12 protein-coding genes are annotated in these 15,793 nt (G+C 35.6%); 8 read left to right on the forward strand and 4 right to left on the reverse strand.

The features are described from left to right. Positions 1-23 precede the first annotated feature (23 nt). From LC418_RS16190 to LC418_RS16215, 6 genes are all read left to right on the forward strand, one after another. On the forward strand, positions 24-500 hold the full coding sequence (locus LC418_RS16190) for a hypothetical protein (RefSeq protein ID WP_223559908.1): 477 nt from the start codon (positions 24-26) through the stop codon (positions 498-500). A 13-nt stretch (positions 501-513) separates the two neighbouring features. Continuing rightward, positions 514-7,167: an RHS repeat-associated core domain-containing protein gene (locus tag LC418_RS16195; protein WP_223559909.1), complete on the forward strand. Its 6,654-nt coding sequence runs from the start codon at positions 514-516 to the stop codon at positions 7,165-7,167. Then, a complete protein-coding gene (locus LC418_RS16200) occupies positions 7,168-7,659 on the forward strand; it encodes a hypothetical protein (protein WP_223559910.1) in 492 nt (163 codons plus the stop codon). Between the two features lie 452 nt (positions 7,660-8,111). After that, a complete protein-coding gene (locus LC418_RS16205; RefSeq protein WP_223559911.1) occupies positions 8,112-9,287 on the forward strand; it encodes a thioredoxin family protein in 1,176 nt (391 codons plus the stop codon). Next, a complete protein-coding gene (locus LC418_RS16210) occupies positions 9,288-9,911 on the forward strand; it encodes a DUF3575 domain-containing protein (protein ID WP_223559912.1) in 624 nt (207 codons plus the stop codon). Between the two features lie 4 nt (positions 9,912-9,915). Next, positions 9,916-10,122, forward strand: a complete 207-nt coding sequence (locus LC418_RS16215; RefSeq protein WP_072921985.1) for a hypothetical protein — start codon at positions 9,916-9,918, stop codon at positions 10,120-10,122. Positions 10,123-10,228: 106 nt separating this feature from the next. On the opposite strand, the gene LC418_RS16220 is transcribed toward LC418_RS16215, so the two are convergent. Continuing rightward, positions 10,229-11,425 (reverse strand): exo-beta-N-acetylmuramidase NamZ family protein, encoded by a 1,197-nt coding sequence (locus tag LC418_RS16220; protein WP_223559913.1) that lies wholly within the window; start codon positions 11,423-11,425, stop codon positions 10,229-10,231. Between the two features lie 4 nt (positions 11,426-11,429). Here LC418_RS16220 and LC418_RS16225 point away from each other — a divergent pair, with 4 nt between their 5' ends. Further along, positions 11,430-12,659, forward strand: coding sequence for an ABC transporter permease (locus LC418_RS16225; RefSeq protein ID WP_111956874.1), 1,230 nt, complete (start codon positions 11,430-11,432; stop codon positions 12,657-12,659). A 226-nt stretch (positions 12,660-12,885) separates the two neighbouring features. Continuing rightward, entirely contained in the window at positions 12,886-13,869 is a 984-nt protein-coding gene (locus tag LC418_RS16230; protein WP_223559914.1) for a PLP-dependent cysteine synthase family protein, read from the forward strand. A 67-nt stretch (positions 13,870-13,936) separates the two neighbouring features. On the opposite strand, the gene LC418_RS16235 is transcribed toward LC418_RS16230, so the two are convergent. From LC418_RS16235 to LC418_RS16245, 3 genes are read right to left on the reverse strand one after another with little or no spacing between them, the layout of a single operon-like run. Next, the gene (locus LC418_RS16235; protein WP_223559915.1) at positions 13,937-14,464 is read right to left on the reverse strand and encodes a hypothetical protein; all 528 of its coding nucleotides are present in this window, start codon (positions 14,462-14,464) and stop codon (positions 13,937-13,939) included. A 44-nt stretch (positions 14,465-14,508) separates the two neighbouring features. Further along, entirely contained in the window at positions 14,509-14,811 is a 303-nt protein-coding gene (locus tag LC418_RS16240; RefSeq protein WP_111956868.1) for a chaperone modulator CbpM, read from the reverse strand. Positions 14,812-14,814: 3 nt separating this feature from the next. Further along, positions 14,815-15,729, reverse strand: coding sequence for a DnaJ C-terminal domain-containing protein (locus LC418_RS16245; protein ID WP_223559916.1), 915 nt, complete (start codon positions 15,727-15,729; stop codon positions 14,815-14,817). Positions 15,730-15,793 lie beyond the last annotated feature (64 nt).

Raw genomic sequence — 15,793 nt, forward strand, 5'->3', positions numbered from 1 at the left:
ACTAATAACCATAAAATATCCTGATGAAGAGAAAATTATTATCATTATCATCACTACTAATCGGGTTTTTGGGATTTTCCCAAACCGAAGTCTATTTTAAATATGATGAAGCCGGAAATCAACGATACCGGGGTACTGACGTCAGTGCTAAACAAGCACCTGAAACATTATCGAAAGCTGAATCTAAGACAGCTCCTTTAACTCAACCTGATCAATCTTCAGTAATTGATGAGAAAACATTCTGGAAGCAGATACGTCTGTATCCTGTTCCTGTTAATGATGTACTAACCATCGACTGGACGGAGGAAGTAGACGGATTAATAGAATCTGTATCCTTATATCAACACAGTACAGTTCACTGGAAATTTCAACAGCAAAATATGCCTGACTTAAACAAACAGATAAAAATCAATATGACAGGCTATGATTGGGGAGTATATGTATTACGCTTTACCCTAAAAGATGGCAGAATTTTCAGTAAAAACATTACCAAAAGATAAATAAAAACTAACCATGAAATTTTACGACAAAAGGATGAAGTTATTTTCATCTGCTATATCCTGTATATTCATATTAGGATTTTTACAGACTTTATCAGGACAAAGCTTCCATGATACCAAAGGAGGTGTCAACGTTACCTCATCGGGACAGCTGCAATATACACTTCCTATTGCTTTACCTCCGGGTATCAAAGATGTTGCGCCCAATATGGACATGACATATTTAAGTAGTTCAGGAAGCGGTATTGCAGGTTATGGGTGGAGCGTTTCGGGAGTTACGACCATATCCAGAAGCGGAAAAACCATTGAAAAAGACGGAGAACTGAAAGGGCTTCAATTGGATTACTCCGATTATTACAGCTTTAACGGACAACGGTTAATCTTAAAGTCGGGAGAATATGGCAAAGACGGAGCTGAATATGTAACCGAAAAATACTCTAATGCCAAAATTAAATCTGTCGGTTCTATTACAGGGCAAACCTGGCAAGGTCCAGAATATTGGCAAATAACCTTTGAGGATGGATCTCAGGCCTGGTACGGTGGCATTTCTTCAGGAAGTAATACTGCCAGAACACCAATAGAATACAATATTGTCAAATGGAGAGATAAAAAAGGAAATTATATTACCTATAACTATACTCAAAATAATAATATTTCTTTGATTAATACTATTCAATGGGGAGGAAACGAAGAATTGGGGAAGCCTCATTTTAATCAGGTAAATTTTTATTATTCTCCAAGAAATGTACAAGAATCTTCCTACATTAAAGGAGTTTCATTAATACAGGACAAAAGACTATCACAAATCACCATATTTTCTAACAGCTCACTGTTTAAAAATTATTCAATACAATATTCCACTACACAGAACATTGTGAATAATGATTCTAATAACAAAATTAATTATGATTTTGTTGAGAAGGTAATTGAAACCAATTCAGCCGGAGAAGATGCTAATCCCGTAGTATTTTCTACAAAGCCCTTAGCAACAGGTACAAACGAAAGTAATTTTGGTGATTTCAATAACATCGTTACTACAGGAGACTATAATGGAGACGGACTGGTAGATTTTATTGTGATGCAACCTGCCCAAAATGGCAGACCTGATGGTTACTATATTTATTTTGATGCTATTAACAGCAGTAGCCCTTCTTTTGTTTACTTAGGTTCTTCAAGTACTTATTGGCCAAGCAGCGGTTTTACTACATTTAATATAAAATCAGCAGATAACTATATTAAAACGAAACAGGGACTTATTATTTCAAAAGCTAATGCAGGCTCTAACCCTCCCACTACAGGAGATATAGAACTGAAATACTATTCTATTAAAAGTGATGCTTCGGTACTTAATACCTATAATAATCCCCTTGTTTTAGAATATTCAAAAACAATACCTTCAAACAATTATTTATACAATAGTTCTCTGTACCCGCCTGAAACGGATCCCGAATATATGGGAGGACTAAATGTTTCTCATGCTTTAAATATAAAAGAAGTAGATATTGATTCCGACGGAATGTCTGAGCTGATCATGTCTCTAGAGGATAAAAAATGTAAATATGTGATCATTGTTCCTGATCCGCCTAAGGGGAGATGGCAATGCAAAACATTAGGAAACAGGTATTTAGTTGTAGACAATGAGGATATACAAAATAATACTATTCACATTATCCCCGGAACAACCCCTAAAAATATCCTTAGCAAGGGAGGAATTATGGATTTTGATAATGATGGAAAGCAGGATATTATTTTTATTGACCCCACCAATACGAGCACAAATGCTACTTATTATACCAAAAGCTTTATCAATGGAAGTATCGGCTCGAAAACATCGAGTACTCCAACAAATAATTTAGCACAATACGAGCTCAAGAAGCAAAATAGCAATTATACTATTGAGCTCAAGAAAAGCTATACCATAAAAGGATTAGCAGATGGAATCCAATTTGGCGACCTGAACGGAGATAAAAATGTTGAAGTCTTGCTTCCTCTGCATGAGTACAAAGTCAATGACGAATACACCCCTGGTTGGTCAATTTATTTGAATACGGGGGCTAATTTAGAGGAAAGCCTGCAAGGGTTGATGATTTACAAAAAAGACATTGTCACAAGACCGGATATTCTTTCAACGACTTCTATTATAGACCTTGATAATGACGGAAAAGGTGAAATTGTAAACTCATATACTTTTTTTAGTGATATCAATACCAATCTTCAAGTCAACTGGAGATTAGACAGCTATTCTGAGCCTTATTATAATCCATACGACAGCCAGTTTAAATGGCGTTTCAATGAAAAAAGATTAATGTCTTCTGAAAGGCCAAAATCAGTAGTAAGTCCTTTATTCGGTAATTTTAGGGTTAATAATTCCTCATCGAAGGTATTATTTTTATTAAAATCTACTACCGCTTCCAATGAAAGAAAGCTTGTTAGCTATCAGCATTATAATCTCAATGCAGATAAAAATATTTCATCCATTTCACAAGCTGATCTTCAGTACGATATAGATTATAAAGAACTTGACCCTGCTATCAATGCTAATATATATGCCCCTATAAAAAAGGAACAATATCCTTATGTGGAAATAGATAGACTTTCTCAAACCTATGCGGTATCCCAGATCAGAATGGCAGGAAGAAAACAGGATTTCCGATATAGAGGATATATTGCCCACTTGCTTGGTAAAGGAGTAATTGGCTATCGCCAAACTGCCCGCTCTTCATGGTATGCTGATGGATTTGAAAATACCAAAATATGGAATGGTATAGAAATAGATCCTTTAAATGAGGGATTGCCGATTAAAGAATGGACCATCAAAACTAATAATGAAAATCAGATATTTCCTGCTGACATTTCTGAAAATAATACGCAATTATTAAGTTTCAAATCGACCAACTATCAAATAGATAAGTTATTAAACGGACAAATAGTCACTACGATTGCAGATATTGACAAGCCCAAAGTGGTAACGGCTATTATTCCTAAAACCAACAAAACAAAAGACTTTTTAACCGGAATAGTCACTGAAAGCACTATTACCTATGGGGATTATTATCTTCCGGCACAGAGTGTAGCCAATACCAACAACGGCTATGGAGTCACCACTTCTATCTTTGAATATATTCATAATCCCGCTGGAACCGGAGCAGATTATTATATTGGTCGCCCAAAAGCCAAAACCAATCAATCTTCTGCTTACGGAGATACCAAATCTGCTAAGGAAGAATATATTTATGAAAATAACCTTTTAAAAACCTTAAAAACGTGGAACAGAGATAATACAGGATATTTGCTAGAAACTTATAGTTATGACGGCTTTGGAAATATTACCCAAAAAGTAATTAGCAACAACATCGATTCCCAAACTCAAACAGAAACAAGCCTGTATGAGCCGAAGGGAAGGTTTGTTGAAAAGAAAACGAATAATCTAGGTTTAGAAACAAATATTACATACAATAATCGGGGACAGATTTTAACTCAGACAGATCCGCTCAATAATACCCTTACCAATACTTATGATAATTGGGGCAAATTATTGACATCTACAACCAATCTGGAAGGAACAACTACCTATCAGTATGAAAAAGATTTCCTTTCTAATAGAATCGTTACTCAAAATGATCCCGATGGTGACGTTTTAAAGAAATTTACCAATACACTAGGTCAGGAATACATGACTTCCGTTAAAGCTTTTAATCAAGGTTACTCCATACTAAAAGCGATTCAGTATGATGTATTAGGTAGGAAAATAAAAGAATCTGAACCTTTTTTTGAAGGACAAGGTACTAATGAATGGAATACTATCGCTTATGATAATTCCGTATTCCCGGCCAAAATAACGGCTACCGCATTTAATGGTAAGCAGATGGAGACCTCCGTCTCAGGTTTAACAACAACCATTAAGGAAATCAATGGATATGCAAGAACCACCTCTAAAACTGCTGATGCATTAGGTAATATAGTCTCTTCAACAGATAAAGGGGGAACTATTACATTTGCATACAATTCCGCAGGAGAGCAGATCAAAGCACAGTTTGCTGAAAATATCGTTACCACCCAATATGACGCTTGGGGAAGGAAATCCGAATTTAACGATCCTTCCAATGGTACGTATAAATATGAATACGACGGGTTCGGACAGCCGAAAAAAATCACCAGCCCGAAAGGAACAAAAGAATACACCTATAATAATCTTGGGCAACTCATCACTCAAAAGGAACTTTCCACCACAGATGGCGGACAGGCAACCAATAAAACAATTTCTTTCACCTATGACAATAAAGGCAGGCTGACAGCAAAATCCGGTATTTTCAAAGGGCAGCTATTCAGCACCAATATTACTTATGATCCACAAGGAAGACTCTTATCTTCCTCAGAAACCAGTAACGAAAGAAACTACATTCAAAAAGGGATTACCTATGATAATAAATCCAGAGTAATTTCCTACGAAAAAGAACTACAATCTGCCGGAATGATTACAAAGGTTCAGATTGAGAATGTATACAGTACCTGGAATGGTGAGCTCTCCCAAATAAAAGACAAAACAACAGGTAAAATCTTATGGGAACTTAAAGAAACCAATGCTAGAAGCCAGGTAGTAAATGCCAAATTAGGGGCAGCAGACATTAATAATGCTTATGATCCAAACGGCTTCTTGACAAGTATCAATCATTCATCGGCAATAAAGCCAAGTATTCTGCAATTATCATATTCTTTTGATGCTATTAAAAATGAATTGAAAAGCAGAACCACAGGCGGAGATTTCAATATTGTAGAAACCTTTGATTACGATGATAATAACCGCTTAGTAAACTGGACAAATCCGATAACAGGTATTAAGCCTGCCCTCAATAGAAATGTTTATGACATCAAAGGCAGGATTATGGAAAATGATCAGGTAGGAACGATGAAGTATGAAAATTCTGCCAAGATTTATCAGCCTACCGGAATGACCCTGAATACGGCCGGAACACAGAATTATAGCAACGACCTGATCCAAAGTATTGTTTACAATGAAAATAACGACCCAGTAAAGATCAATGGAGAGAAAACACGTATCAGCTTTGAGTATGGACTGGGAAATATGAGACAACGTCTTGATATAGACAAACTAAAGCAAATCGGAGGTGGTGATGGTGGAAGTACTGAGTCTAAAACAGCCGGAGTATGGGACCCTAACGCCCCTCTATGGCAGAGAACTCTAACCAAATTATACAGCGAAGACGGAAGTTTTGAGATGGTAAGGGATCAGGCCACCAACCAGGAAAAACATATCTTATACATTGGAGGTACCCCTTATGACTCTAATATTATCTATGTTAAGTATAACAATGAAACCAATGGATCTTATAAGTTTTTACATAAAGATTACATAGGTAGTATTTTGGCGATCAGTGATGAGGACGGTAACAAGCTTGAACAAAGACATTTTGATGCCTGGGGAAATTTCACTCATCTCAAAATAGGGAATTCACCTGTTATAACAGATAAAGCACTTATTGCCCAAACTTCACTACTTATTGATAGAGGTTATACCAGCCATGAGCATTTAATGGATGTTGGAATCATCCATATGAATGGTAGATTATATGACCCTCTATTAAGGAGATTCTTAAATGCAGATGAAAACATACAGGACCCTAACAACACCCAAAACTATAATAAATATGGGTATGTAATGAATAATCCGTTAATGTATAATGATCCTAATGGCGAGATTGCTTTTGCTGTTTTTATTCCTATCATTGTGGGTGCACTAAAGGGTGTTATCATTGGAGGTCTGATCTATACGGCTATGGCTGCTGTGACAGGAAATGCCAGTAAAGCAGGATTTTTAAAAACTGTTCTTACTTCTTTTATTACCGGAGGTATAGGTGCCGGGGTGGGTGCACTTAATGTCTTTGGAAATGGCTTCTGGGGTACAGTAGCGCAAGGTGCTGCTATTGGTGCGGCAGGAGGTGCTGTGGATGCAGTGGTCAACCAAAGAAATGTTTTACAGGGAGTTTTAAAAGGTGCTGTAATCGGAGGTGCTGTGTCGGCCGTAACTTATACAATAAGGTATTATGCAAATGGACTAGGAAAAACAAAAGGTATTAAGGAGGAACAACTTTTACCTGGTGATGATTATGCAGACAAATCAACTACTGTAGAGGGTGAAGGGCCTAATGAAAAGATAAATCGAGTAAGACAGCAAAATTACACAGCAAAAGAAATTAAACAATTTAATGTTGCTAGTGATTCTTTTGCAGAAGAATCATTACAATATCAAAATGGTAAAATTAATGGAACTGATATAGCGGATTCGAAAATGAATTTTTGGGGAAAAACCCATATTCGATATTCATCGTACGCTGTAAATAATGATTATGTATTAGGTAAAACTATGGCTCACGAAACAGCACACGCATATTATAACGGTTCTGGATTAATTCTTCACGGTAGAATCAAAAACCCTACTACCACAATTAATAATTTAGAACATTTGGCTATAAAAAGTAGTGAATGGACATTAGTTAAATTAAACAATCTACCAATAAAAGGATTAAATTTGTTAACTGAAGGACATTTAATTCAACATATTATGGGGTTAGATAGCCCAAGTTATACAGCGTTTAATAAATTGATGAAATTTTTTGAGCCAATTTTTAACCGAAAATTATCATATTAAATGAAAAAGACTTTATTATTCATAGTATTGCTACTTCTTTCTTGTTCTGAAAGTTATCCTCAAACAATTAGTAAAAATAATTTTTATTTTGAATATTGGAAAGGAGAGGATTATTATAATTCTAGAGAAGGAGCTTTTAGTAGAAATTATGAGGCAGGTTACGACAGAAATCTTGACAATAATGTATTAGTTAATCTTAACTCAAATGAAATTGATGGTATTTTGAAGTCAATGAATATGAATAATGTCAATAATTTACCTAATAATATTAAATGTGGATTATTGCCTATAAAAGATGCACAATTCATTCATATTAAAATTTATTTTAATGATAAAATTAAAGAAATTTATTTTCAATATAATAGAAAAAAAAGTGAATTGGACTGTTCAAAAGCGATTAGATTTTTAAATGTAAGTAAGAAAATTGACTCAATATTGTACAATAAAAGTCAAGTTAAGAAGCTTCCTCAAACAAATTTATTTTATGAATAAACTAAAATCTTACTATTGTTTTTTGGAAACAAAAATCAATTCTACCACAACACTGTCTCATTAGAGTAATAATCTTTTAATAAAACAAGAGTAGCCAAAGAGGCTACTCTTTTCATTTATACATTCAAAATACAAACATCAAATTTTTTAAAAAACTGACAAAAAATATATAAAAAAAATGTTAAAATTATTTATTTTCAAAAACAAATTGCCATTAAATTAAATTACTGATCATATTCCATAACTATTTATCCAAGAAAATTACAAATCTTAGTTTAGTAAAGAAGCTTTAATAACAAGTTCATAATTTTGAAAGTAATTACAGGTTAAACCAATCATTTTATTTAAGGCCCGTAACAGTCTTAAAGTTCGTTAATATAGAGCATACTAAGTCAAATTCATCCTCTATTTTTTGGAAAATAACTATCTTCGCCTACAAATCTAATTTGAAAATGAAGAAGATCATCTCCGGGGTATTTGTTTTCTGCTCTGTTGTTATACTGGCTCAGGAAGCCATACAGTTCCAGGAACTACCTTTCAAAGACATTATAGCAAAGGCAAAAAAGGAAAAGAAACTTGTTTTCATCGATGCTTATGCTTCCTGGTGTGGACCGTGCAAGATGATGGAGAAAAATGTATTTACCCAGAAGCCTGTAGGAGATTATTTCAATACCAACTTCGTCAATGCCAGATTTGATATGGAAAAAGGTGAAGGAAGGGAAATTGCTGCCAAATATGGTGTACGCTCCTATCCCACTTATCTTTTCCTGAATGGTGAAGGTGAGCTGGTTTCTCAGAATTCCGGTTATATGGAGCAAAGCATGTTTGTGGCCATGGCTCAGGATATTAATTCTGCAGGTAATAAAAAAGGTTCATTAAAAGAACGTTTTGCCAATGGAGAGAAAGATCCGGAATTCCTGATCAACATTATGAAACTGAACTCCTCCTCAGATTACGATTTCGCTAAAAAAGCTTCCGAACGGTATTTTGAAAACAAAAAGAAAACAGAAGAAATTTCTAAAGAGGAAATAGGTTTCCTGTTATTTTTTGTAAAGTCGACGGAAGACAGTAACTATAGCACGTTTACATCAAGAAAGGCTGAAATTATTAAATATCTGCCGGAAGAAACTTACAATGAATTTGACAATCAGCTGAAGCTTTCAAAAATCGTAGAACAATCTATTGATGATAAAAATAAAAAGATCAACGACGAGTATTTCATGAAAACGGCTGAACCGTTAGTAGGAAAACAGCTCGCACAATCCAAACTGAACCAGACGAAACTCAGCTATTATGAGCAGAATGCTAATTTCCCTGAATTCGAAAAAGCAGCTTTGGAATATTATAAAAACTCCGATGCATTTGAGCCTAATGAACTGTTGAGAGCAGCGTGGGTATTTAGTGATCACATCAAAAATCCAGCATCACTAAAGAAAGCCTCGGAATGGGCAGAAAAATCTGTAATGCGTGGCGAAACATCGGAAAACACTTACATTCTTGCCAAGCTTTATTTTCTTACAGGGAATAAAGAAATGGCCAAAAGCTACGCAGAAATGTCTAAACATATGGCCGTTCAGACCAATAAAGACTCCAAACTCGCAGAAGAATTATTGAAACAAATAAAATAAATGCTAAAACACAAATTTCTTACCGCATCTATCACACTTCTGTCTGCAGCAATGTTGACAGCCCAGGAACAAGAACAGGAAAAAAGTCTATACATCAAAGGAAATGCACTTCTGGCTTCAATTGGACTCATCAATATTGGTCTGGAAAAGCAACTGACTTCAAAGATTACAATGCAGGGTGACGTTCTGGTATCTCCCTGGAAGTCTTTTGCAGGACATGAATTTCAGTATTATTCTGTTTCTCTGGAAGGAAGATATTATTTCAATGAAGCATTCAGCCATTGGTATGTAGGAGCTAATATTGCAACCTCAGCATTTGTACTTCAAAAATGGAACTATTGGAAAGATACACCATATATAAATGATAAAAATGAAGTATTCACATCATCAAACTTGTATCAAAAAGGCGTATCATTTATATTAGGAGTAACAGGCGGATATCAGTTTAAAGTATCTGACCGCTGGAATATTGATGTATATGCAACGATAGGTACATCACAGGACTTCTATAAAGGGTATGACCGTACCACCGGACAACGGTATGAATTAGCCAAAAAATTTAATAAAAGCGGAGAAATCCTTCCATACAGAGGAGGTGTCATGATTTCTTATAAACTAAAATAACAGCATGAAACTGTTCGGAAAAAATCATATTATTATTTCAGTGATCACTTTTGTGATCCTTTTTTTAATGAATTATATCGGAAATGACCTGCCCGACAAGTTGGAAAGAGCATTGATGACAGCTTTTGCCGGAGTTATAGGATTATCACTTGGGCTTTTCATCCTAAATAAAGGTAAGAACGATAAAAACCCTCCACAGAATTTTGATTGATATCAAAGTGAATGGTCAATTGTGAATTTGGCTTTGTCTTGTCAATTGTGAACCTATAGATCATAAAATTTACTGGCAAAGCCAAATTCACAATTGACTTTTAAACTCAGTCTTTATAAACAATATACTTACGGCGGATCTTTTCGAATTTCTCCAGATCATTTTTCCATGAAGCTTTGATTTCCTGAATTGATTTTCCGGCTACGATCTGTTTTCTGAATTCATCCGTTCCGGCCAGCTTATCAAAGAACAAATTCTCCAGGAAGAAGTTCTGCTTTGGATTCTTATAGCCTTTATAAGATTTAATCAGCCATTCAAGATTTATTTCTCTAAGATCTTTCGGATAGGCTGAAAGATCTTCACCATAACACAATTTTCCGTTTAGAAAAGGATCTTTTGCTCCAAAATTAGGTTTTGGTGTAAACTGATAAGGAAATCCCTGCGTCCATGGAGAACCATAGACCTGGAATGGCAGATCAGTACCTCTTCCCACAGAAACCTGAGTTCCCTCAAAAAAACATAAGCTCGGATATAGATTGATAGATTTATCATTAGGCAGATTTGGGGAAGGCTTATCTAAAATCGGGTAACGTTGATTTTTATGGTAATTTTTCATAGGGATCAGGGTATATTTTGCCTGAACTCCATTTTTCAGCCACTTTTCGCCATTCACCATTTTCCCGTACTCTCCTATCGTTAATCCATAGACTACAGGAACTTCATGCATTCCTACAAAACTTGACCATTTTTTTTTCAAAACAGGTCCGTCTGTATAACCATCATGTGGGTTCGGACGGTCCAGCACCATTATTTCTACATTATTTTCGGCTCCAGCTTCCATCAGATAGGCTAAAGTTGAAATATAGGTATAGAACCTGACACCAACGTCCTGGATATCAAAAACAACAATATCAATTCCTTTTAACTGCTCCGGTTTTGGCTTTTTGTTGTTTCCATATAAAGAAATAATCGGAATTCCTGTTTTGGTATCCACTCCGTTCTTTACTTTTTCGCCTGCATCTGCATCTCCTCTGAAACCATGTTCAGGAGCGAAAATCGCCTTAATCTTGATATTATTTTTTACCAGAAAATCTACGACATGGTTTTTATCACTCATCAGTCCGGTCTGGTTGGTGACCACTCCGATAGTTTTATTTTTCAGCAGAGGAAGATAAAGCTCAGATTGATCTGCACCGGTTTTGAAATCCGGCTGATCTTGAACCTGAGAATAATATTGGTTGAATACACCTAAAAAAATTAGGCAAATAAGAAGTAAATTTTTAATTTTGAAATCTAAATTCATAAGCTTGAAATTTCCTTTATATTTCTCTAGAAAAATAGCGTTTTCCAAAGATAACAAAAATAACCTTTCAAGAGTTATCATCTTCATCGGCAGGCTTTCTGTAGCTTTGGGGATCATTGTTTCTTTGATTACCGTATCTACGGGCTTCGGTTCAAAGAAAGCCATCAAAGAGAGGCTGGCAGATTTCAGCGGACACATTACAGTACGGTCTACAAGATCTAATTCTTCTTACAATACCTCTGTTCTTGACAATCAGGGACTGAACATTCAGAAAATTAAAAATCTTCCGGATGTAGAAAGTGTTCAGAAGTATGCAACAGTAACAGGAATTATGCGTAATGAGCATAATTTTTCAGGAATTATATTTAAAGGAATTGGAAAGGATTTTGACAGTCTGAGGTTCAAAAAATTCCTGGTTGCCGGTACTACTCCTAAAGTAACAGAGAATGGCTTTAACAATGATGTAACTATTTCACAGAAGATTGCTAATGATCTTCACCTGAAAGTAAATGACAGTATTGTTACCGTATTTTCAAAAGCAGATCAAAAGCCGATCTACCGTAAATTCAGGGTGATAGGAATTTATAAAACTGATATTAAAATGATTGACGAGCAATTCGTCATCGGGGGAATCAATCATGTAAGAAAAATTCAGGAAATGAAGCCTGATGAAATAGGTGGTCTTGATATATTCTTTAAAAATGTAAATGACATCGACAAAGATTTTCCGGAAATTGAAAAACTGATTGGCTATAAAAACTATGCTGAAAAAGCAACGGAAAAATTTCCGCAGATCAATGACTGGATCAGTATTTTCGACACCAATATTGCCCTGATTATCATCATTATGCTGATTGTGGTTGTTATTAACATCATTATGGTTCTTTTAATTCTGATCATTGAAAGAACTAATTCTATCGGCCTTCTAAAAACGCTGGGGGCAAGCAATTCACAGATAAGAGCTACGTTCATCAATTATACACTGATCATCATGATCCCGGGGCTTCTGTATGGTAATGCCATAGGTCTGGGTTTGATTCTGATTCAGAAATTCTTCGGCATCATTAAACTTAATCCTGAGAACTATTATGTAAGTACGGTTCCGGTAGATCTTAATCCTGTTGCCATTATATCTATTTCACTAGGAATTTTGCTTATTTCCGGACTAGCTTTGATCGTTCCGAGTTACCTGATCAGCAAGATATCTCCGGTGAAGGCGATTAAGTATAATTAAAAGTGAAATGTAAAGGAGTCCATTGTCAATGTCAATGACAAAATAGTGATCAATTCTATTTATTAAAAAAATTCACCATTTGCGATTCACCATTCACTTTATACAATTATTACAATTAACCCATTTCAATGACCTAAGTAAAAATTCATTATTAACAATTCACCATTCACATAAATCACACGGCTAATTTTTAAAGCCTTATCTTTGTACCGCTTATAAAACATTTATGAAATACGCAAAAAATATTCTTGAAACGATAGGAAACACCCCTCTTGTGAAACTTAATAAAGTATTGGGAGAAGATTTTCCTGCTCTGGTTTTAGCAAAAGTAGAGACATTCAATCCTGGGAATTCTGTAAAGGACAGAATGGCCCTTAAAATGATAGAAGATGCCGAAAAAGACGGCAGATTAAAACCTGGAGGAACCATTATTGAAGGAACTTCCGGAAATACGGGAATGGGGCTGGCTCTTGCTGCCATCATCAAAGGCTACAAATGTATTTTTGTAACCAATTCCAAACAGTCAAAAGAGAAATGTGATATCCTTCGTGCTGTAGGAGCAGAAGTTATCGTATGTCCTACTGATGTGAAACCTACTGATCCGCGTTCTTATTATTCAGTTTCCAAAAGACTGGCTAAGGAAACAGAAAACGGATGGTATGTGAACCAATACGACAACTTATCGAACAGAGCGGCTCATTATGAATCTACAGCTCCGGAAATCTGGGAACAGACAGATGGAAAGCTTACGCATTTTGTAGCGGGTGCCGGAACAGGAGGTACTGTTACGGGCTGCGGAACATTCTTCAAGGAGAGAAATCCCAATATCAAAGTAATTGGTGTTGATACGTATGGTTCTATTCTGAAGGAATTTCATGAGACCGGTGAGCTTCATTACGATCATGCTTATACGTACATTACGGAAGGAATTGGGGAAGATATTATTCCTGAGAATTATGACATGTCTGTTATTGATCATTTTGAAAAAGTAACGGATAAAGACGGTGCTATCTACGCCAGAAAACTGGCTAAGGAAGAAGGGATTTTCTGCGGATATTCTGCAGGAAGTGCAATTGCTTCTCTGATCCAGATGAAAGATCAGTTCACGAAAGATGATGTGATTGTAGTTCTTCTTCACGACCACGGTTCAAGATATGTAGGAAAAGTCTACAATGACGAGTGGATGAAGGAAATGGGTTGGTTGGATTAATCAAAAACGAAGAAGGTAAATTTATCTTTATATAAATAAAAAATCAGAGCGTTTTGCTCTGATTTTTTTATTGTTTGATGTTTTTCTTTATGGTCTGTTTTAAGCTACTGTAATCTCCTTTACTCATTGATTTTTCGGGAAACATATAATTGTATTTTCCTTCCAATGCAATAAATGAATTATTTATATCATATACTTTGAAATCTTCCCACTTGCTTAGCTCTTCCTGATGATTAAGATTAACGTTAAAAATATCATCATTAAAACGGATCTCATAGATTTCAGAATCTTCCAGGGATTTCAGATAACGGTTAACCTCTTTTTTCCACCGGGAAACCTTGTTGATGCTTAAAGAAAGATAAACCGTACAAAGCAGGAACAAAAAGCTCACGAAATATAGAATCCCAAACTTTTCTTTGCTTAAATCATCTTTAAAACAAAACAGAATCAACAGAATTAATCCTACAACTGCCGTAGTAACGGTTTTTCCTTTGGTAGTCTGTGAAAAAAACAAACTTCCCTGGTTACCGCTGAAATAAATTTCCTCGAAATCCTTTCTGTTTATATTTAATTTAATGATTTTCTCTCCATTCATTTCTCAGAAATATTTAATTTGTTTTTAAAGATTACAAAACTAAATCAAATATCTTCATATTGGTCACTTATTGCAGAAAGTTTATTCAGTAAATCACGATTTTTTCTCTTCAAATCTTCCATTTTCCGAAGCATATCATGAATAACTTCCAGACCGGGAAGATTAATTTCCAGATCATAATGCCAGTTGGTAAACCTTTCAAAAACAGGCAGGTCTTCATACAGTAAATACCGGACATCATTCTCTGTTTCTACATGCAGTAAACCCTCGTCTACCAATTCATCAAAAAAAGTGATCTCTATATTGTATATTTTTACGAGTTCTTCCCGTGATATTCTTTCATTCATGGCTTAGGAATTTTTAAGTTGTTCAAAAAGTTCTTTCTGCTTGTCTGTCAGATGGGTCGGCAGCTTCACCTCATACGTCACAAAAAGATCTCCGGCCTGCCCTTCTTTCTTATACACCGGAAAACCTTTTCCCTTCAGCCTTACCGTTGTTCCGTTCTGTGTTTCCGGCTTCACTTTAAGGTTAACGCTTCCGTCCAGTGTAGTCACTTTTACGTCGCCCCCTAAAACAGCGGTATACAGATCTATTGAAACCTTGGTTTTCAGATCATCTCCTATTCTTTCAAAATTAGGATCTACGGGGATATTGAAAGTAATATACAGGTCTCCGTTGGGACCACCATTAAAACCCGGGTTTCCGTGTCCTTTCAGTTTGATCTGCTGTCCGTCATATACCCCCGCCGGAATCGTAATTCTTACTTTTTTACCGTTGATATCAAAAGTCTGCGGATGAGTCTGGGCAGCATCTTTTAAACTTAAATTTAATTCAGCATGAACATCCTGTCCCTTGAATTTTCCTGAAGAACTTCCCCTTGAGCTTCTTCCAAAACCACCACCGGCACCGCCAAACATACTTTGGAAAAAATCTGAAAAATCTTCTCCCTCACCGAAATCAGCACCGGAAAATCCACCGCCGCCATAGTTCTGCTGCTGATACTGTCGTTGCTGTTGCTGAGCTTTTTCATACTCTTCCCCGTGTTTCCAGTTTTCCCCATACTTATCATATTTGGTACGGTTTTCAGGATTACTGAGAACTTCATTGGCTTCATTCAGTTCTTTGAATTTCTTTTCAGCTTCTTTGTCACCCGGATTGAGATCAGGATGAAGCTTTCTCGCCAGTTTACGGTAAGCTTTTTTAATGTCATCCTGTGTTGCGCTTTTATCTACGCCTAAAATTTTATAGTAATCTATATAAGCCATAGAAACGATATTTACTCAAATTTATGAAATTTAAGCCTGAAAATTATATAAGAGAGTGTTAAAA

It is taken from the genome of Chryseobacterium lathyri (genome assembly GCF_019970085.1).
GTDB classification, from domain to species: Bacteria; Bacteroidota; Bacteroidia; order Flavobacteriales; family Weeksellaceae; genus Chryseobacterium; species Chryseobacterium lathyri.

Excerpts from the sequence above, each read along its gene's own strand:
- LC418_RS16215 (WP_072921985.1), top strand. The coding sequence starts at position 9,916 with ATGAAACTGTTCGGAAAAAATCATATTATTATTTCAGTGATCACTTTT.
- LC418_RS16240 (WP_111956868.1), bottom strand. The coding sequence starts at position 14,811 with ATGAATGAAAGAATATCACGGGAAGAACTCGTAAAAATATACAATATA.
- LC418_RS16245 (WP_223559916.1), bottom strand. The coding sequence starts at position 15,729 with ATGGCTTATATAGATTACTATAAAATTTTAGGCGTAGATAAAAGCGCA.
- LC418_RS16220 (WP_223559913.1), bottom strand. The coding sequence starts at position 11,425 with ATGAATTTAGATTTCAAAATTAAAAATTTACTTCTTATTTGCCTAATT.
- LC418_RS16210 (WP_223559912.1), top strand. The coding sequence starts at position 9,288 with ATGCTAAAACACAAATTTCTTACCGCATCTATCACACTTCTGTCTGCA.
- LC418_RS16235 (WP_223559915.1), bottom strand. The coding sequence starts at position 14,464 with ATGAATGGAGAGAAAATCATTAAATTAAATATAAACAGAAAGGATTTC.
- LC418_RS16200 (WP_223559910.1), top strand. The coding sequence starts at position 7,168 with ATGAAAAAGACTTTATTATTCATAGTATTGCTACTTCTTTCTTGTTCT.
- LC418_RS16190 (WP_223559908.1), top strand. The coding sequence starts at position 24 with ATGAAGAGAAAATTATTATCATTATCATCACTACTAATCGGGTTTTTG.
- LC418_RS16195 (WP_223559909.1), top strand. The coding sequence starts at position 514 with ATGAAATTTTACGACAAAAGGATGAAGTTATTTTCATCTGCTATATCC.
- LC418_RS16230 (WP_223559914.1), top strand. The coding sequence starts at position 12,886 with ATGAAATACGCAAAAAATATTCTTGAAACGATAGGAAACACCCCTCTT.
- LC418_RS16205 (WP_223559911.1), top strand. The coding sequence starts at position 8,112 with ATGAAGAAGATCATCTCCGGGGTATTTGTTTTCTGCTCTGTTGTTATA.